Raw genomic sequence first — 20,517 nt, forward strand, 5'->3', positions numbered from 1 at the left:
CGCTGGCCGAGGCGGCCTTCGAGACGATCGACCTGGGCGAGGGCGCAGCGACCGGGACGGCCGGCGACTGGCGCGCGGCCCTGGCCGAGCATGCCGATCGCCTGCACGGCAGCCTCGACCTGGCCGCGGGCCCCTTGCTGCGCGCGGCTGCGTTCGCCACCCCCGAGGGCGCGCGGCTGCTGATCGTGGTGCATCACATCGTGGTCGACGGCGTGTCCTGGCGGATCCTGCTCGACGACCTGCTGAGCGCCTACGACGCCCTGCGCAGCGGCCGCGCGCCGGCGCTGCCGAAGCCGCCGACGCGCTGGCGCGACTGGTCGCGGCGCCTGGCTGCCTATGCCGCGCAGCCGGAACTGCTGGCCGAGCTGGCCTGGTGGCAGGCCCGGCTCGGCACGGCCGAGGATGCCGCGCCGCGCGCCGAGGGCGGCCAGCGGCATCGGGCCTGGGCGCTCGACGCCGAGACGACCGCCCGGCTCACCCAGGCCGGCTGGCGCATCGACGAGGTGCTGCTGGCCGCGCTCGCGCATGCCTGCGCCGAGGTGCTGCCGGCCGTGCCGGTGGTGGTCGAGCTGGAAGGACACGGCCGCGGCGACCAGGTGCCCGGCGTCGATCTGAGCCGCACGCTCGGCTGGTTCACCACGCAATATCCGCTGCGCGTGAGCGCGCATGAGGATGTCGATGCCACGCGTCGCGCCATCGGTGCCGCGCGCGCCGAGCTGCCGGCCGAGGGGCTGCACTACAACCTGCTGCGCTACGCCGGGTTGGCCTCGTCGCGCGCCGCACTGGCCGCGCTGCCGGCCACCACGGTCGGCTTCAACTACCTGGGCCGCTTCGAGGAACGCCTCGGCGCGGGCCGCTTCACGTTTGCCGCCGAGGACAGCGGCGACGGCACGCAGGGCCGCGTCGCGGCCGGCGCGCGTCACTGGCTCGACCTGAACGGCCTGATCGCCGAGGGCTGCCTGAAGGTGGACTGGAGCGCCGCCGAGGGTTCGGTCGACGAAGCGACGCTGGCGCGCCTGGTGACGGTGTTCGACGCGCAGGTGCGTGCGCTCGCCGGCATGGCGCACGGCGCCGCCGATCCGACGCAGGCGGCACCGCGTCGCTTCGGCGATCTGCCCGAGGGCGCGCCGGGTGAGAGCGTGGTCGTGGGTGACGCCGTCGCCGCGGCGGCCTTCGCGGTCTGGCGCGAGCGCTTCCACGCCGAGGCGCGTCTCGCGCCGGCGCCCGACGCGCGGCTGCAGCCGCTCAACGCGGCACGCGCGCCGGTCACGCTGTTCTGCTGTTATCCCGGCTTCGGCCTGACCGGCGAATACCGCTACCTGGCGGCGGCGCTGCAGGGCGTGGCCTCGGTGGTGGCGCTGCGCGCGCCCGGTTTCGCCCGGCCCGAATCGACTCCCGCCGATTGGCCGGCGAGCTTCGAGGCGCTGGCCGAGGATTGCACGCGCGCGATCCTCGCGGCGCAGCCGGCCGGCCCGTATCGGCTGCTGGGCTGGTCGTTCGGCGGCCGCATCGCCTTCACGGTGGCCGCGCGCCTGCGCGCGCTCGGGCACCGGGTCGATTTCCTCGGCCTGCTCGACACGGCGATCCGCACCGCCGATGCGCACGACGAGCCGGGCGCCGAGGCCGAGGTGGCCGGCGCCGATGCGCTCGCCGCGCTGCCGGCGTGGCTGGCCGCGCAGCCCGACGGCGCGGCCCTGGCGCCGCTGTTCGCGCGCGCGGCCGAGATCGACGGCCTGCATTACCGCTTGCGCGTCGCGCACGCGCTGCCGCGCATCGACGTGCCGCTGAGCTTCTGGCATGCCACGCGCGATGCCGTGGCGGGTCGCGAGCGCGACTGGCGGCCGCATACCAGCGGCGAGGTGGAGGTGATCGAGGCGGATGCGACGCACAGCGGGATCGTGCTGCATCCGGAGGTGCATGCCGGCGTCGCGCGCCGCCTGCGTGCGCTGGCGGCGGCTCCGGCGGTTCCCGCTGCGCTGGCGGCCGGCGAATCGGCGGAAATCGGCGGCGACGACGCGCGGCACCGCCGAACTGTCGGATAATGACGCCCCGGCGGGCTTCGGCCCGCCGTTCCCGCCAGACCAAGCAGACGATGGAACCGAAGCCGTGACCACATCCGCCGGCGATACGCCGCTCTACCGACTTTCAGGTGTCGATTTCGCGATCGGCGACAAACTGCTGTTGCAGGACATCACGCTGGACATCCCGGCCGGGCAGGTGGTCGGCCTGATCGGCCACAACGGCTCCGGCAAGACCTCGCTGATGCGCCTGCTGGCGCGCCTGCATGCGCCCACGCGCGGCAGCATCGCGTTCGGCGGCGAGCCGCTGGCGGGCTGGCCGCACCGGCGCTTCGCGCAGCAGGTCGCGCACCTGCCGCAGTACACGCCGGCCACCGACGGCCTGCTGGTGCGCGAGCTGGTCGCCCTCGGCCGCTATCCCTGGCACGGCGCGCTGGGCCGCTTCACGCGCGAGGATCACGAGCACGTCGAGAACGCGATGGTCTCGACCGACGTCGCGCACTACGCCGAGCGTCCCGTCGACAGTCTTTCGGGCGGCGAGCGCCAGCGCGTCTGGCTGGCCATGCTGATCGCGCAGGACAGCCGCTGCGTGCTGCTCGACGAGCCCACCTCGGCGCTCGACATCGGCCACCAGCTCGAGGTGCTGCAGCTGATCCGCACGCTCTGCGAGGCACGCGGCATGACCGCCGTGGTGGTGCTGCACGACGTCAACATGGCCACGCGCTTCTGCACCCAGCTGGTATCGCTGCGCCACGGCCGCGTGCTGATGCAGGCCAGCCCCGAGGAGATCATGCGCGAGGACAGCCTGGAGGCGATCTACGGCGTGCCGATGGGCGTGATGACCGATCCGGTCGGCGGCCACCGCATCGGTTATCCGCGATGAGCCGCGTTCGTATTCACCCGGATGCGGGCCGGCGCCGCTGGCTCGCGCGCGGCGGGGCGCTCGGCCTGGCCGGCGCGGCCGCCGCGCTGGCGCGGCCCGGCATGCTGCACGCGGCACCGGCCGCCGTCGATCCTGCCTCCGGCGCCGCCGAATCCACCGCGATCCCGACGCGCATCGTCACCATGAACTGGGAACTCACCGAGACGCTGCTCGCGCTCGGCGTGGTGCCGATCGGCGTGACGCTGCCCGACTGGTATCGCAGCTCGATCGTCGAGCCGCCGCTGCCGCCGGGCATTGCCGACGTCGGCCTGCTGTACCAGCCCAACTTCGAGGTGCTGCTCACGCTCAAGCCCGACCTGCTGGTGCTCACGCCGGGCCACGCGCCGGCGATCCGCATCCTGCAGCGGATCGCGCCGACCATCATCCTGAGCCAGTACATGACCAGCGAGACGCCGTATCGCGATCTGTGCGACGAGACCGGCAAGCTGGCCGCGCGCGTCGGCCGCCCGCGGCGCGCCGTCGAGCTGGTGGCCGAGGCCGAGCGCACCATCGAGACCGTGCGCGCCGGGCTCGCCGCCCGGCCGGCGCGGCTCGGCAAGCCGGTGATCGTGGCCGACCTGGTCGACGACCGGCACCTGCGCGTCTATGGCCGCGGCAGCCTGTTCGACGAGATGCTCGACAAGATCGGCGTGCGCAATGCCGCGCATCCGCGCGACGGCGGGCCGGTCTGGCCGACCCAGGCCGGTTATTCGCTGGTGCCGCTGCAGCGGCTCGCCGAGGTGCCCGAGGCCAGCGTGCTGCTGGTCGGCCCGGTCAAGGCGCCGGCCCGTGCCGGCCTGGCCGGCAATGCGATCTGGCACGCGCTGCCGGCGGTGCGCGAGCGCCGCGTGGCCGAGCTGCCGGTGATCGCGCCGTATGGAGGATTGGTGTCGATGCAACGTTTCGCGCGGGCGATCGACGCCGCGCTGGGCACGATCGAGGCGGGAGGCGGCGGTGTTGCGTAACCTGATGAGCCTGCCGCGCCAGGCCGCGCCGCGCGATACGCGCTGGTGGGTGATCGGCGCGATGATCGCGATCTCGCTGCTGCTGGCTATCCTCGGCATCCGCGCCGAACTCGACGGCGCCTCGTTCTGGCAGGCGCTGACCGCGCCCGATCCGCACAACCTGCGCGAGATCCTGGTGCGCGACAGCATGCTGCCGCGTATCGCCATGACCCTGTTGTGCGGCGGCGCGCTGGCGCTGGCCGGCACCCTCGCGCAGCAGGTGCTGCGCAATCCGCTGGCCGAGCCGATGACGCTCGGCGTGTTCCCGGGCGCCTATCTCGCGCTGATCATCGCCGATCTGTGGGGCCCGTCCTGGCTGGTGGCGGGGCGGCCCGTGATCGCCCTGGCGGGCGGGCTGCTGGCGATGCTGGCGGTGTTCGCGCTGTCGGCGCGGCAGCGCATGGCGCCGCTCGCGGTGGTGCTCTCCGGCATGATCGTCAACCTCTATTGCGGCGCGATCAGCCTGGCGCTGTCGATGGCGCACTTCGAACTGCTGCGCGGCCTGATGATCTGGGGCGGCGGGGCGCTCGACCAGACCGGCTGGCACGAGAGCCGCATGCTCGGCCTGGCGGTGCTCGGCTGCGCGATCGTGACCGTGCTGCTGCGCCGTCCGCTCGGCGTGTTCGATGCCGGCGATTCGACCGTGCGCAGCCTCGGCGTCGGCCTGCATCGCACGCGCGTGGTGGCGCTGCTGGTGGCGGTGGTGCTGACCGCCGCGGTGGTCTCGACGGTCGGCGTGATCGGCTTCGTCGGCCTGGCCGCGCCCACCCTGGCGCGCTTGGCCGGCGCGCGCCGGCTCGGCCAGCGCCTGGTCTGGGCACCGCTGCTGGGCGCCGCGCTGCTGTGGCTGACCGACGAACTGGTGCGCGTGGTGTCGTCCGCCGAGCTGTTCTCCGCGCATCTGCTGCCGACCGGCACCGTCACCTCGCTGATCGGCGTGCCCCTGCTGCTGTTCCTGCTGCCGCGCCTGCGCGCCCAGCCGGACCTGCACGCGGCCGGCATCGCCGCGCCGGCGCCCGCGCGGCTCGCGCGCCGCTTGCCGCTGGCCTTGCTGGCGCTGGTGGTGGTGCTGGCGCTCAGCTTCGGCGTGACGCGCACGGTCGACGGCTGGCGCATCGGCGATCTCGAGCAGATCCGCGCCATCATGTTCTGGCGCCTGCCGCACACGGTGGCGGCGGCCGCGGCCGGCGTGCTGCTGGCGATCGGCGGCACCCTGATCCAGCGCATCACCGCCAATCCGATGGCCAGCCCGGACCTGCTCGGCGTCAGTTCGGGCGGCATGCTCGGCCTGGTGGTGGCGCTGTTCATGGGCGTGACGCCCGGGCCCGGCATGCTGTTCCTCAGCTGCCTGGTGGGCGTGGTGGTCACGCTGGCGGTGCTGATGTGGCTCGGCTCGCGCGTGGCCTTCGCGCCGGAGCGGCTGCTGCTGATCGGCGTGGCGATCAGCGCGCTGCTGCAGGCGGTGGTCAGCGCCATGATGTCGAGCGGCGATTCGCGGGTGGGGCTGCTGCTCAACTTCATCGTCGGCTCGACCTATTACGTGCAGGCGCCGATCGCCTACGCCGCCGCCGTGATCGCGCTGCTCGGCCTGGTCTGCGCGCCGCTGATGAGCCGCTGGATCGAGACGCTCGGCCTGGGCGCCGGCGTGGCGGGGGGGCTCGGCATCCCGGTCGGGCGCGCGCGCCTGCTGATCCTGCTGCTGGCCGCGGTGCTGACCGCCGCCTCGACCCTGCTGGTCGGCCCGCTGTCCTTCGTCGGCCTGATCGCGCCGCATATCGCGCGCTTCTCGGGCGCGCGCCGGCCTGCCTCGCAGATCCTGGTGGCGGCGATGATCGGCGCCTTGCTGATGACCTTCGCCGAATGGCTGGGCCGCCAGTTGGTATTTCCGGAGGAGGTGGCCTCGGGCCTGGTGGCTACCCTGATCGGCGGTCCTTACCTGATCGCGCTGATGCTGCGCAAGACGGCCACCTCGACCTGATGCCGGGGCGGCGCGCGCATGCCCGTCGAGGCGTGCGCGTGCCGTGCCCCGACTCGCGGCGATCGGTTCCGATCGTGCCGCGCTATTTCCCACATTCCCTATCACGCAGCGACCCACCGGCCGGCGCGTCGCTGCGTCGATTCATCGAATTGCCGCGCGTAATCGGGCCGGTGCATCGTTTCGCCATCGCATTCGATAAGCAATTCCGTCGATGCGGCATCCGCGGCCCAGGGCCGGCGAAATACGCCGGAAATGCCCGGGAAATGCGCGCCGCCCCCCGCATCCTGCCGCCTCGCGCACGCAGGGCACCTCCGCTGCGGCGCCGATGCATTCGAACGATTGGAAACCACGGTCCGCAAGGGCAATTTCATCGTGTTTGAGTTCGTAAATGAATTGCAAATGAGAATCGTTATCGGTAATATTCCGTCTCGCGTTCCGGCGTGGGGAAGGTGCGTAGGCCGACCGGACGCGATCAACCGTATCTCGAAATGCATTGCCAGCATTTCGCCTGCATGCGGTGATTCTTACAAACGGCCGCCGGGTCGTTGTTCCGGGCGACGGCGGACGAAACCACACTTGGAGCGCAATCAACAAATGGGAATCTCGATGGACGTGTGGCGACGCGGCAGACGCGTTTCGTATCGACAGGCAGGGGCGATCCGGCTGACGCCGATCGCGATCGCGTTGTGCGCGACCTGGGCCGGCGCGGCGCACGCGCAGCAGGCGGCCAGCGCGGCGCAGAGCACGGCGCTGCCGACCGTGTCGGTGTCGGCCGAGGCCGACGCGACGACCGAGGACAGCGGTTCGTACTCATCGCGCAATGCCACCATCGGCGGTCGCACGCCGGTGCCCATCAAGGAGATTCCCGCCTCGGTCTCGGTGCTGACGCGCCAGCGGATGGACGATCAGAACATGACGACCATCCAGGACGCGCTGCGCAACATGACGGGCGTGAGCGCGTTCGAATACGGTGACGGCACGGCCTACTACCATGCTCGCGGCACGGCGCTCGGCATCGAGTTCGACGGTGTGTCGATCGTCAGCGGCCTGCAGTACCTGCAGCAGTTCGACCTCGGCATCTACGACCGCGTGGAACTGATCCGCGGCCCGAACGCGGTGCTCGACGGCAACGGCGAGCCGGGCGGCACGGTGAACCTGGTGCGCAAGCGCCCGCAGAAGGAATTCCACATCGGCACCGAGACGCAGGTCAGCTCGTTCGGCGGCGTGCGCCAGATGGTCGACGTGACGGGCTCGCTGAACAAGGACGGCACGCTGCGCGGGCGCGCCGTGCTGATCGGCAGCGACCAGCATCAGTCGATCGACCGGGCGCGCACCAAGGAAGTGACCGCCTACGGCGCGATCGATTGGGACATCACGCCGCGCACGACGCTGTCGATGTCGGCCGGCTACCAGGTCAATACCAATACCGGCTTCGACTACGGCGCCTCGGGCCTGTTCGCCACCCCGACCAGCCCGGCGCCGTTCGCGCGCGTGCCGAGCTCGTTCTCGCAGAACTTCGCGCCGGACTGGAACTACGCGTACAACTCGCTGCAGGAAGTCAACGCGAACCTGGTCCATCGCTTCTCGAACGGCTGGAAGTCGCAGACCACGCTGTTCTATCGCCATGAATTCGTGAAGTCCGACGAGGCCGACAGCGGGCCGGGCGCACTCGCCCCGGGCATCGCGCGCTACACCGAGCGCCGGCAGCAGAACACCTATGACTGGTTCGGGGCCGACACCAACGTGAGCGGGCCGATCCAGGCGTTCGGCCGCACCCACACGCTGACGGTCGGTGCCAACTACTCGCTGATGTCGGAAACGGCTTACAGCGGCAACGCCTCCCTGGCCGGCCCGGGCCCGCTCGGCACCTTCAGCCTCTACGATCCGAACGTGATCGGCAAGGTCGACGTGCCGTTCACGTTCGGTACCAATACGCGCCTGGTCCAGTACGGTTTCTACGCGCAGGCGCGCGTCAAGCTGCTCGACCCGCTGACCCTGGTCCTGGGTGGTCGCGAGGCCTTCTACGAGCAACGCTCGCAGTCGCTGCTGCCGACCGTCGCGGACTGGCAGACCGACGTGAACCTGAATCACAAGTTCCTGCCGTCGGTGGGCCTGGTGTGGGATATCACGCGCAACACGACGGCCTACGCGAGCTTCTCGCGCTTCCTCGCCGCGCAGGTCGCGAACGAGGTCGGCGGCAGCCTGGTGCCGCCGCGTACCGGCGAGCAGTATGAAATCGGCGTGAAGAACAGCTTCCTGGGTGGGCGCCTCAATACCACCGCGGCGCTGTTCCGGATCAACGACAACAACCGCGCGGTCGCCGACCCGAACAATCCCGGTTTCTCGATCCCGGCCGGCAAGGTGCGCGACCAGGGCTTCGAATTCGAGGTCACCGGGCAGCCCACCGAGAACTGGAACGTCTATGCCGGTTACACGTACCTGAATGCCGCTTACGAGAACGCCGCCGCGGATCTGTCGGAAGGCACCGATCCGAAGCACCTGTTCAAGCTGTGGACCAAGTACGCGTTTTCCTCGGGCAAGCTGCGCGGCCTGTCGGTCGGCGGCGGCATGCTGGCCCAGACGCAGACCACGCGCGGCGTGGTGCAGGGCGGCTACGCGATCTTCAACGCGCAGGTCGGCTACCGCTTCAACAAGCATGTCGAGGCCTCGCTCGCGCTGAACAACATCTTCAACCGCGACTACTACCTGCGTCCGCCCGGCAACTTCTACAGCGTGTTCGGCGATCGCCGCAACGTGATGCTGACGGTTCGCTCGGACTTCTGATCGAACCCACCCGGCGGCGGGCAGGTCCCGCCGCCATGCAACAAGCCCGGGCGCTCCGCTAGCCCGGGCGGTTTCACCCGGTTGGTCCGGGAGCGTGTACCGGCAGTGAGGGTGTGCGTGACAGCGGCGGTCACGAAGTGGTCGTGAAATTGAAACATAGAATGCGAATCATTCCGATTTGCATTGTGAATTTTTATAACTTACCCGCGTACGACAGCTTCGGGCCGAAGCGAGGGTCGTGCAGTTGACTTGAGCGGCGGCGCCAACGATGCCTGGGCGCGGCCGCGCACGGGCAATGGAGGGAACATGAATCTCGCTGACGTGTGCATGACGATGTCGATTGCAGTTCGTCCAGTCCACCCGGGCGCCTCGCGCCGGGTATTCGATTTCAGCGCGCCGCCGGCATCGCCGTCGCGCTGCTCACGCGATTCCGCCCGGCGCCGCTTCGCCGCGCGCGATGCCGCTCGCCGGCACTCCCGGCTTCTTTCCGCGCCCGTCGGCCGCCTGGCCGCCCGCGCGCTTCCGAGATCTCTTCACAGGAACTTTCGTCATGACGCAAGCCATGCCTTTGCTATTTGATTTTTCGCCGTTCGTCGGCCAGAGCGAACGCTATGTCGAGCTGATCAAGCAGTTCTCCGCCGCGCACGCGTTCCGCAGCGCGCATGTCAGCGAACTGCTGCTCGAGGACGACTTCCACCGCCGCCCGCTGCGGCCGGAGGATTTCGAGTTCCTGAAGTTCCAGAAGCCGGTGCGCATGCACAACGTCAGCCGCCTGCCGGCGCTGGCTTCGGGCCGCACCCTGCTGTCGATCTACGAGCTGGGCGTGGCGCGCCTGCCGCGCAGCGCCGACGCCGAGGAATGGCAGCACTTCAGCGGCTTCTACGGCGACGACGTGCAGGTGTTCGGCGCGCAGATCGTGCCCTTCCTCGAGGCCTATGCCTTCGAGTACCTGTCGCAGGAACAGGCGCTGGAGGCCGAGCCGGCCGCCGCGGCCGCGCGCCTGAAGCGCATCATCGACGACGAGACGGCATTCTGGGGCGAGAACTTCGCGCGCCTGATGCGCAACGACTACCTGCAGGAAGGCCTGCGCTTCATCACCGTGCAGCGCTGGGCGCTGGCGCCGTCCAAGCGCCGCGCGCTGGCCCGCGCCACCGCCAGCGGCTTCCTCGACATGCTGCCGGAATCCTTGCGCCCGCAACTGCAGGGCGACCTGCCGTCCGACGCGCTGCTCGAGAAGGTGGCCGCCTCGGTGGGCGTGACGCGCCAGCAGCACGCCTACTGGCAGTTCTACCTGCCGACCAGCACCGCCAAGGCCAACCTGCTGTACGCGCTGGGCCGCCGCCCGGATCGCGCCTTCGGCCTGGTCGGCGCGGCCTTCGCGGCCGAGGCCGAATGGCTGGCCTTCGGTGCCGCGCTCGAACGCGCCTGCGCGCACCTGGTGCCGGCCGGCCGCGAGCCGGGCGAATTCGCGCGCCGTGCCGACGAACTGGTGGCGCGCTTCGAGCAGGCGCTGCGGACCATCGCCGCGCAGTTCGGCACGCCCGCCTACACGCAGGCGGTGCAGGGCGCGGCCGCGGCCGAGCGGCTCTGCGAGCGCGCCCGCTGGGACCTCGGCGAACAACTGCTGTGGCTGTCGTCGATCCGCCACTACATCAAGTTCGCGCATCGCATCAGCGACCGCATCGACGTCGAATGCCCCGGCATCGATCGCGAGACCTTCGTCGAGCCCTTCGAGATGTGCTCGACCACCCATGTCCACAACGACCACCGCCTGGTGACCATCGAGGAAGGGCAGATGCTGTTCTGGGGCAACGTCGGCATGCAGCTGAAGATGAACGTCGGCGACAAGGTGCTGATCCCCGACGGCCGCCTGCACGGCTCGACCGTGCTCTCGGGCGAGTGCACCTACCACCAGCCGATCATCCCGAACGACTGGGTGCAGGCGCTGGTCGCCGAACTCGATGCAAACGCGAAGGCCGGCGCGTCCGCCTGAGGGCGGGCGCCGCCGTCCGCTCTTGACTGGTGGGCCGCGCATTCCGCGCGGCCCGGCACGTTCGCCCGCGCTGGCGACGAACAAGGATATGAAATGCGATCAACCGAGGATGAGGTCAACGTGATGCCGCAAACCGACGTGGCGACACCGGGCAGCGAGGGCTTTGATCCGGGCGACTGGAAGAGCCGCATCATCGCGGGCCGCGCGCTGGGCGCCGCGGCGAACCCGCCGGCCTGGCTCGACGCGGCCTACGAGACGCTGCGCGAGCAGGTGATGCACCCGGAATACCCCTGCTTCTTCGGCACCATGGCCGAGAAGCGCGGCGAGATGTTCTACGGCTACGTGAACGGCAAGGACATCGCCGAGCTGCCCGCCACCATGCAGACCTTCTCGGAGCTGGTGTCGCGCCCGGAGTATCGCAAGAACAACATCGCGATCTTCTTCGAGCCCGACGCCGAACCGCTCTCGCACGAGACCTATCAGCAGCACTTCTGGCAGATCCTGCAGCACCTGCACGACGTCGATCCCGATCCCAAGGCCGACCAGCAGCCGCCGCCCTCGGACGGCGCCTGGGAGTTCTCGTTCGCCGGCGTGGAGACCTTCGTGGTGTGCGCCTGCCCGTCGTTCCGCGCGCGCCACAGCCGCAACCTCGGCCCCGGCATGGTGCTGCTGTTCCAGCCGCGCAGCGTGTTTGTCGACACCATTACCAACAAGGTGATCGGCCGCGAGGCGCGCAACCAGGTGCGCAAGCGCCTGCAGACCTGGGACGAGATCGGCGCGCATCCGGACCTCGGTTTCCACGGCGACCCCGGCAACCTGGAGTGGAAGCAGTACTTCCTCGACGACGCGAACGTGCCGGCCGACGATCGCTGCCCGTTCCTGAAACGCCAGAAACAGGATGCCGAGGCCGCGCGCAACGCGTTCGGCGACGCGCCGCGCGACGTGGTGATCGCCGCCGATTTCGCGCCCAAGCGCCAGGCGGCCGAGCCGGTGGTGGTGCAGTCCAGGCCGGCCGCCGCCGACGAGGCCGGCGCGCGCCACTGGCAGCAGCACAAGATCGTCTCGCCCGACAGCCCGTATGCGCCGCATCCGGCCTGGCACGGCAAGGAGCATCGCCATCTGCCGCACGGCAGCCACGAGCATCACGAATACGGCGAGGAGTGACGGCCGCTTGTCCGATTCATCGGATTCGTCGACCGTGACCAGACGAGGGCCGGGCGCGATGGCGCCCGGAAACGCCGCGCACGACGCGGCGGGGCAATGAAGGTAGGGCGAGGTACGGAAATGGCAGAGAACATGATCGAACGGCTGCGCGCGCTGGCCGGGCAGCGCGCGGCGGATACCGCGCTGGTGACCGTCGACGCGCAGGGCGACACCCGTTACGACTACGCGGCGCTCGATCGCCGCGCCAGCGCGCTGGCCGCGCTGCTGCGCGAGCGCGGCGCCGGCGCGCAGGCGGCCCGCGTGCTGCTGGCGATGGACAGCGGCGTCGACTACGTGGCCGCGTTCTTCGGTTGTCTCTACGCGGGCGCGGTGGCCGTGCCCGTCTATCCGCCCGAATCGCTGCGCGGCCAGCACCTGGCGCGCCTGGCCGCGATCGCGGCCGATGCCGAGGCGGCCTTCGTGGTCACCACGCGCGCGCTGGCCGACAAGCTCGGCGAGGCCTTCGCGAGCATCGCGCCCGGCGCCGCGCTGATCGAGATGGATGCGATCGAGCATGAGCGCATCGATGCCCGCGCCTTCGAACCCTATCGCGCCGCGGCTTCCGACATCGCCTTCCTGCAGTACACCTCGGGGTCGACCTCCACGCCCAAGGGCGTGATGGTCACCCATGGCAGCCTGTGGGCCAACGAGATCGCGATCCGCGAAGGGCTGGGCGTGACGGCCGAGGACGTGTTCGTCAGCTGGCTGCCGCTCTATCACGACATGGGCCTGATCGGCACGCTCTCGCAGCCGGTGTTCAGCGGCATTCCGCTGGTGCTGATGTCGCCGCAGTTCTTCCTCGAACGGCCGGTGCGCTGGCTCGAGGCGATCGCGCGCCATCGCGGCACCATCTCGGGCGGCCCCGATTTTTCCTATCGCTTGTGCGCCGACCGGATCGGCGACGAGGCGCGCGCCGCGCTCGACCTGTCGAGCTGGCGGCTCGCCTTCTCGGGCTCCGAGCCGGTGCGCAAGGCCACGCTGGACGCCTTCGTCGAGCGCTTCGTGGCGCAGCGCTTCGATCCGGCCGCGCTGTTCCCGTGCTACGGCCTGGCCGAGGCCACGCTCTACGTGAGCGGCGTGGGCCGCGGGCGCGGCGCGCATGCGCCGGGTTTCTCGGTCGAGGCGCTCGAAGCCGGGCGTGCCGAGGCTGACGCGAACGGCACCGAGCTGGTTTCCTGCGGGCGCGTGCCGAGCGAGCACGCGATCGAGATCGTCGACCGGGCCAGCGGCGCGGTGATGGCCGATGGCGCGATCGGCGAGATCCTGGTGCGCGGGCCGAGCGTGGCGGCCGGTTATTGGCGCCGAGCCGATGCCACGGCGGCCAGCTTCGTCGAGCGCGAGGGCGCCACCTGGCTGCGCACCGGCGACCTGGGTTTCATCCACCAAGGCGAGCTGTACGTGGCCGGGCGCATCAAGGATCTGCTGATCGTGCGCGGCCGCAATCTCTATCCCCAGGATCTCGAACTGGGCGTCGAGCGCGAGGTGGAGCTGGTGCGACGCGGCCGCGTGGCCGCCTTCGCGGTGGAACTGAACGGGCAGGAAGGCATCGGCATCGCGGCCGAGGTATCGCGCAACGTGCGCAAGCTGGCGACGCCCGAGGCGATCGCGGCCGCGCTGACGGAAGCGGTCGCGCTCGCCTGCGGGGAGCCGGCTGCCGTGGTGGTGCTGCTGAACCCGGGCGGCCTGCCGAAGACTTCGAGCGGCAAGGTGCAGCGCGCCGCCTGCGTGCGCGGCTGGCAGGATCGTTCGCTCGACGCCTATGCGTGGCTCGAGCACGGGCAGCGTGTCGATCGACAAGGCGAGGCGGCTTCGGCCCCGGTGGCGAAGGATATCGAGCCGCCGGCACATCCCGACATCGAGGCCGCGCTGGCGGTGCTGTGGCGCGAGGCCCTGCCTGCCTTGCCGGCTTCGCCGGCCGGCTCGGCGAGCTTCTTCGCCCATGGCGGCAATTCGCTGGCCGCGGTGCAACTCGCCTCGGCGGTGCAGGCGCGCTGGGCGATCGACTACACGGCGCGCGACGTGTTTACCGCGCCGAGCTTGCGCGCTTCGGCGGCGCGCGTCGCCGAGCGCCTCGCGCAAGGCAGCGTGGCCGCCGGCGCCGATTTCAGACCGCTCGACGCGGCGGCGCGCCGGGTGGCCGTCGCCTCGGATGCGCAGCGCAGCCTGTGGCTCACCTGGCTGCACGATCCGGCCAGCGCCGCCTACAACATGAGCGGCGAGTTGCGCCTGGACGGCGCGCTCGACGTCGACGCGCTGCGGCTCGCGCTCGGTGACGTGGTGCGCGCACACGAGGTGCTGCGCGCGCGTTTCGAACTGGGCGAGGAGGGCGAGGCGCTTCAAGTCATCGAAGACGAGCTGGCGATCGCGCTGCCCGTCACCGCGTTCGACGGCTTGCCCGAAGCCTCGCGCGCGGCGGCACTCGACAGCCTGACGCGTGTAGTCACGCAGGCGCCGTTCGATCTCGAAACCGGGCCGCTGCTGCGGGCGCACCTGCTGCGTGTCGCGCCCGATTCGCATCGCCTGCTTATCGTGCTGCATCACATCGTGGCCGACGGTTGGTCGGTCAACGTGCTGCTCGACGCACTGTCGCGCGCCTACGCGGCGCGCGCCGGCCGGGCGGCCGATGCCGATCCGGCGGCGCGGCTCGATGCCTCGCTCGCGCCGGCCTGGCAATACACCGATTACGTCGCCTGGGAGCGCGCCGCGCTGGGCGAGGCAGCCCTCGCGCGACAGCTCGATTACTGGCGTGGCCAACTGGCCGCCGACGGCGATCCGTCCGCCGCGGCACGCCTGTTCCCGCGCGAGGCCGGCGCGCCCGGCCGGCAGCGCGGGTTCGAATTCTCGCTGCCGGGCGGTACCGCCCAGGCGCTGCGGCGCTTCGCGGCCGAGCGTCATGCCACGCCGTTCATGGCGATGCTGGCGGTGCTCGACGCGGTGCTGCACGAGCTGAGCGGCCGCGACGACATCCGCGTCGGCGCGCCGGTCTCGCTGCGCAAGCGGCCCGAGGCGCAGGCGCTGATCGGCTATTTCATCAACGTGCAGGTGCTGCGCACGCGGATCGACGCGACACAGGGCTTCGCGGCGCTGGTCGATGCGGCGCGCGATACGGTGCTGGCCGCGCACGAGCACCAGGACGTGCCGTTCGATCGCCTGATGAGCGCCTTGCTGCCGAATCGCGCGAGCGGCGACGAAGCGCTGTTCCAGGTCAAGCTGACCGAGCAGCGGCCGTTCGAGACGCGCGGTTTCGCGCCGCTCGAGGCGCGCCTGCGCGTGCTGCTCAACGACGCGCCGCATTTCGATCTCGCACTCGATTTCACCGATCGCGGCGAGGCGATCGACTGCCTGCTCGCTTATGACGACGCGGTGTTCGATGCCGCCTTCATGGCGCGCTTCGCCGCGCGTTTCCAGGCATTCGCGGCGCGTCTCGTAGCCGACGCCGAAGCCCCGCTGGCCGGCGTCATTGCCGAGGCGGTGGCGAGCGCCGAGGCGGCGCAGGCCAATCCGGCCGACGACGCGGCTAATACCGACTTCCTGGCGATGTGGGATGCCAGCGTCGCGCGCGACGGCGCCGCGATCGCGCTGCGCGACGGCCTGGAAGGCGAGCGCGGCCTGAGCTATGCCGCGCTCGACGCGGCGGCCGATGCGCTGGCCGCGCAACTGCGCATGCAGGGCATCGCCGACGAATCGCGCGTGGCCGTGCTGGCCGAGCGCTCGATCGAGCACGTGCTGGCGATGCTGGCCGCGCTCAAGGCCGGCGCCACCTGGCTGCCGCTCGATCCGCGCGCGCCGGCCGCGCGCCTGGCGGCGCAACTGGCCGACAGCGGCGCGGCCGTGCTGCTGCACGCGGTGCCGCTGCCCGACGGCTTCGTGCTGGCGAACGCGGTGCCGATGGCCCTGCGCCTGGAGGTGCCGGCGGCGCCGGTGGCGCATATCGTGCCGCGCTCGCGCCATGCCGAGCGCGCCGCCTACATGATCTACACCTCGGGATCCACGGGCGAGCCGAAGGGCGTGATCGTCACGCATCGCGCGCTCGAGAACTATGTGCGCGGCATGCTGGCGACGCTCGATGCGCGGCCCGAATCCTCGTTCGCGATGGTGTCGACGCCGGCGGCGGACCTGGGTCACACCACCTTGTTCGGCGCGCTCGCCTCGGGGCGCACGCTGCACCTGATCGCGCCGGATCTCGTGTTCCAGCCCGATGCCTTCGCGCGCTACATGGCCGCGCATCGCGTCGGTGTGCTGAAGATCGTGCCGAGCCATCTGGCCGCCTTGCTGTCGGCGGCGCAGCCGGAGCAGGTGCTGCCGGCCGACGCGCTGATCGTCGGCGGCGAACGCACGCCGGCCGCGCTGCTCGCGCGCGTTTCGGCCTTGGCGCCGGCCTGCCGCGTGTTCAATCACTATGGCCCGACCGAAACCACGGTCGGCGTGGCCATGCACGGCTGGCAGGGCGGCGGCGCGGAGCGCGACCTGCCGCTCGGCCGGGCGCTGCCCGGCATGCGCCTGCACCTGCTCGATGCCGGCATGACGCCCGTGGCCGATGGCGAGGATGGCGAGCTGTATGTCGGCGGCCCGGGCGTGGCGCGCGGTTATCACGGTCGCGCCGGGCTCAGCGCCGAGCGCTTCGTGCCCGATCCGTTTACGGCCGGCGAGCGGCTCTATCGCACTGGCGACCTGGCTCGGATCGGTGCCGACGGCCTGCTCGAATATCGCGGGCGCGCCGACGACCAGGTCAAGATCCGCGGTTATCGCGTCGAACCGGCCGAGGTCGAGCGCGGGCTCGCGAAGCTGGATGGCGTGCGCGCGGCGGCCGTGCTGGCCTATGAGACGCCGGCCGGAACGCGGCTGGCCGCCTTCGTGGTGGGCGGCGCGGTGGGCAAGGCGCTGCTGGAAGCGGCGGCGGGCGTGTTGCCCGACTACATGGTGCCGGCCGAGGCGATCGCGCTGGACGCGCTGCCGCTCAATGCCAATGGCAAGCTCGATCGCGCCACGTTGCGAGCTCGCCTGGACGATCATCTGGCGCAAGCGGCGAATGCGCCGGCGCAAGCCGAAGCCGCTGCAGGCGAGGCGGCCGACGCGGTGCCCGGCTCCGACGACGCCCCGTGCGGCGAGACAGAACAGGCGATCGCGACGATCTGGGCCGAGGTGATCGAGATCGATCGCGCCCGGATCGGCCGCAGCCGGAATTTCTTCGAGGTCGGCGGCGATTCGCTGCTGGGGCTCAAGGTGGTGGCGCGCGCACGCAAGCTCGGCATCACGATCACGCCGAAGCAACTGTTCCTGCGCCTGACGCTGGCCGAGCTGGCCGAAAAATCGGCGGCGGCCAAACCGGCGGCAAGCAAGCCGGTATCGTCTTCGGCCGGGATGCAGCCGGCGCTCGCGCCGATCCAGGCGGCGCCCGCCGCGCCGCAGGAATCCGCTGCCGAGCTGTCGGCGATTCCGCGCCTGCCGGAGGCAACGCGCCAGCGCACGCCGGCATCGTTCGCGCAGCAGCGTCAATGGTTCCTCTGGCAACTGGCGCCGGCGAGCCGCGCGTATCACGTCTCGGGCGGCCTGTGGCTGACGGGCGAGGTCGACGCGGCGGCGCTACGCGAGGCCTTCGCGGCGATCGTGGCGCGCCACGCGGTACTGCGCACGCGCTTCGTCGCGAACCAGGCCGGCGAAGTCGAGGCGATCATCGACGATGCCGTGTCGCTCGACTGGCGCGCCGAGACGGTGGCCGCCGATGCGCTCGAAGCGGCGGCTCGCTCGCTGGCCGACGAGCCTTTCGATCTTGCCGCGGGGCCGCTGTTGCGCGCGGCGCTGTACCGGGGCGAGGATGCCGGCCGTCATCTGCTGGCGGTGTCGATGCATCACATCGTCTCGGATGGATGGTCGGTGCAGGTGCTGCTCGACGAGCTGGTCACGCACTACCGTGCCCGCGTGACGGGCGAGACCCGGGCGCTTGCCGAACTGCCGATCCAGTATGCCGACTACGCCGCCTGGCAGCGCGACTGGCTTGCAGCGGGCGAGCGCGAGCGTCAGCTCGACTACTGGAAGGCCGCGCTCGGCGATACGCATCCGGTGCTGGCCCTGCCGATGGACGGCGCACGCGGCGCCCAGGGTGGCTACACGGCGGGCCGTCATGCGCTGAGCCTGCCGGCCTCGCTCGCGCAAGCGGTGAAGGCCCGCGCGCAGCAGCAGTCGGCCACGCCCTTCATGCTGTTGCTGGCGGCGTTCCAGGCGCTGCTGCATCGCTACACGGGGCAGGACGATATCCGCGTCGGCGTGCCGGTGGCGAACCGTCATCGCGTGGAGACGGCCGGGCTGATCGGTTTCTTCGTCAACACCCAGGTGATGCGTGCGCGTTTCGACGGCGACGAGACGCTCGCCACGCTGCTCGATCGCCTGCGCGAAGCCACGGCCGGCGCGCAAGCGAACCAGGACCTGCCGTTCGACGTGCTGGTCGAGGCGCTGCGTCCCGAGCGCAGCCTCAGCCACAGCCCGCTGTTCCAGGTGATGTTCAATCACCAGCGACGCGACTGGCGGGTGCTGGACGGGCTGCCTGGCCTGGCGATCGAGCCTTGCCGCCTGCCGGCGCCGATGGCGCAGTTCGAGCTGATGCTCGATACGCGCGAGGATGTCGACGGCACGCTGAGCTTCGAGTTCAGCTATGCGCGCGAGCTGTTTTCCGAGGCGACGATTGCCCGGTTCGCCGCGCATTACCAGCGCTGCGTCGAGGCGATGGTCGGCGCCGATGGGCGGGTTGCCGATATTGCGCTGACCGATGAAGCGGAGCGCGCGACGCTGGACGGCTGGAGCCGCAATCGCACGCGTTACGACGAGATCGAGCCGGTGTTTCGTGCCTTCGAGCGTCATGCCGCTGCGCATCCCGAGGATGACGCGCTGGTGTTTGGTGAAACCAGGCTCAGTTATGCCGAGCTGAATGCGCGCGCGAATCGCCTTGCGCATTGGCTGGGTTCGCGTGGGATCGGCGTGGAATCGCGGGTTGGTGTTGCCGCCGAGCGCTCGCTGGAACTGGTGATCGCCTTGTACGCGATCATGAAGGCCGGCGCGGCCTATGTGCCGCTCGATCCTTCGTATCCGGCCGATCGGATCGCCGCCATGATCGACGATAGCGGGATTGGTTTGCTGCTTGCACAGGGCGGCCTCGACCTGCCGTCGCGAGAGGGTGTCGAGCGTGTCGACATCGGCACCTTGGACGTATCGTCGTTCCCAACTACCAATCCCGATATCGAATTGCATGGCGCAAACCTCGCCTATGTGATCTTCACCTCAGGCTCGACGGGGCGCCCGAAGGGCGTGGGCAATCGCCACGACGGCCTGTCGAACCGCCTGATCTGGATGCAGCGCGAATACGGCCTGCAACGCGGCGAGACGGTGTTGCAGAAAACCCCGTTCAGCTTCGACGTGTCGGTCTGGGAGTTCTTCTGGCCGCTGATGGTGGGCGCGCGGCTGGCGATCGCGGCACCGGGCGCGCATCGCGATCCCGCTGAACTGGCGCAGACGATCGTGGCGCACGACGTCAGCACGCTGCACTTCGTGCCGTCGATGCTGCAAGCCCTCGTGGCGATGCCGGAAGCGGCAGCGTCTTGTGGCAAGACGCTCAAGCGCATCGTCTGTAGCGGCGAGGCCTTGCCGGCGGATCTGCGCGAGCGCGTGGCGGCGGTGCTGCCGAGTGTGGAATTGCACAACCTGTATGGGCCGACCGAGGCGGCGATCGACGTGACCGCTTGGGCTTGCGTGGACGAAGCCGGCCGCGCGGTGCCGATCGGTCGCCCGATCGCGGCTACCCAGACCTGGGTGCTCGATGCAAGGCTGAATCCGGTGCCGCCTGGCGTGCCGGGCGAACTGTACCTGGGTGGCGCGGGGCTGGCGCGTGGTTATCTGGGTCGCCCCGACCTGACGGCGGAGCGCTTCGTACCGGATCCGTTCGCGGACGAACCGGGCGCGCGGCTCTATCGCACGGGCGATCTCGCGCGTTGGCGTGCCGATGGCGCGATCGACTATCTGGGCCGGATCGATCATCAAGTGAAGATTCGCGGCCTGCGGATCGAGTTGGGTGAAATCGAATCGGCGCTGACGGCGGATGCTTCGGTGCGCGAGGCGGTGGTGATCGCGCATGAAGGAAAGCTGGTGGGCTATGTGACAGGTACCACGCCTGACGTCGCAGCGCTACGCACGGCGCTGGCGGCACGCTTGCCGGACTACATGGTGCCGTGGCGCATCATGGCACTGGACACGCTGCCTTTGAATCCGAACGGCAAGGTGGACCGCCGCGCGTTGCCGCTGCCGGCCGCCGAAGCCGACCCGGGCGCTCATTACGAAGCACCGCATGAAGGCATCGAAACCGAACTCGCGACGCTCTGGACCGGTTTGCTCGACATCGAGCGCATCGGCCGCCATGACGACTTCTTCGACCTGGGCGGGCATTCGTTGCTGGTCGTGCGCCTGAACGCCCGGATCGGGCTCGAACTGAACGCAAGCTTGCCGCTCGCCACGCTGTTCGAGGCCCGCACGCTGGCCGCGCAGGCCGAGGCCATCGCGCAGGCGCGAGGCAGCCAGCCCGGCGACGACGCGCTGCGCAGCCTCGATCTCTTTATGGACACGCTTTGAAC

The 20,517-nt window shown here is 70.5% G+C and carries 9 protein-coding genes; all 9 read left to right on the forward strand.

All coding sequences use genetic code 11. The annotated features are described in order from the left end of the window. Positions 1-2,042 (forward strand): alpha/beta fold hydrolase (locus F3J10_RS21385; protein WP_240155669.1); only part of this gene is annotated, 2,042 nt, incomplete at its 5' end. A 64-nt stretch (positions 2,043-2,106) separates the two neighbouring features. After that, the gene (locus tag F3J10_RS21390) at positions 2,107-2,901 is read left to right on the forward strand and encodes an ATP-binding cassette domain-containing protein (RefSeq protein ID WP_017922115.1); all 795 of its coding nucleotides are present in this window, start codon (positions 2,107-2,109) and stop codon (positions 2,899-2,901) included. Next, positions 2,898-3,905, forward strand: coding sequence for an ABC transporter substrate-binding protein (locus F3J10_RS21395; RefSeq protein WP_167242931.1), 1,008 nt, complete (start codon positions 2,898-2,900; stop codon positions 3,903-3,905). Before F3J10_RS21390 ends, F3J10_RS21395 begins: the two co-directional genes overlap by 4 nt. Beyond that, the gene (fhuB, locus tag F3J10_RS21400; protein ID WP_345791229.1) at positions 3,895-5,922 is read left to right on the forward strand and encodes a Fe(3+)-hydroxamate ABC transporter permease FhuB; all 2,028 of its coding nucleotides are present in this window, start codon (positions 3,895-3,897) and stop codon (positions 5,920-5,922) included. The genes F3J10_RS21395 and fhuB overlap by 11 nt, the downstream gene beginning before the upstream one ends. 594 nt (positions 5,923-6,516) lie before the next feature. Then, on the forward strand, positions 6,517-8,706 hold the full coding sequence (locus tag F3J10_RS21405) for a TonB-dependent siderophore receptor (protein WP_167234301.1): 2,190 nt from the start codon (positions 6,517-6,519) through the stop codon (positions 8,704-8,706). A 306-nt stretch (positions 8,707-9,012) separates the two neighbouring features. After that, entirely contained in the window at positions 9,013-9,285 is a 273-nt protein-coding gene (locus F3J10_RS21410) for a hypothetical protein (RefSeq protein ID WP_152554550.1), read from the forward strand. Next, a complete protein-coding gene (locus F3J10_RS21415) occupies positions 9,257-10,699 on the forward strand; it encodes a peptide synthetase (protein ID WP_025101766.1) in 1,443 nt (480 codons plus the stop codon). Before F3J10_RS21410 ends, F3J10_RS21415 begins: the two co-directional genes overlap by 29 nt. 93 nt (positions 10,700-10,792) lie before the next feature. Further along, positions 10,793-11,863: a YqcI/YcgG family protein gene (locus F3J10_RS21420; RefSeq protein ID WP_167242932.1), complete on the forward strand. Its 1,071-nt coding sequence runs from the start codon at positions 10,793-10,795 to the stop codon at positions 11,861-11,863. Positions 11,864-11,995: 132 nt separating this feature from the next. Then, entirely contained in the window at positions 11,996-20,515 is an 8,520-nt protein-coding gene (locus tag F3J10_RS21425; RefSeq protein WP_240155670.1) for a non-ribosomal peptide synthetase, read from the forward strand. Positions 20,516-20,517: the final 2 nt, after the last annotated feature.

Source organism: Burkholderia sp. Cy-637, from assembly GCF_011753175.1.
Taxonomy (GTDB): Bacteria; Pseudomonadota; Gammaproteobacteria; order Burkholderiales; family Burkholderiaceae; genus Burkholderia; species Burkholderia gladioli.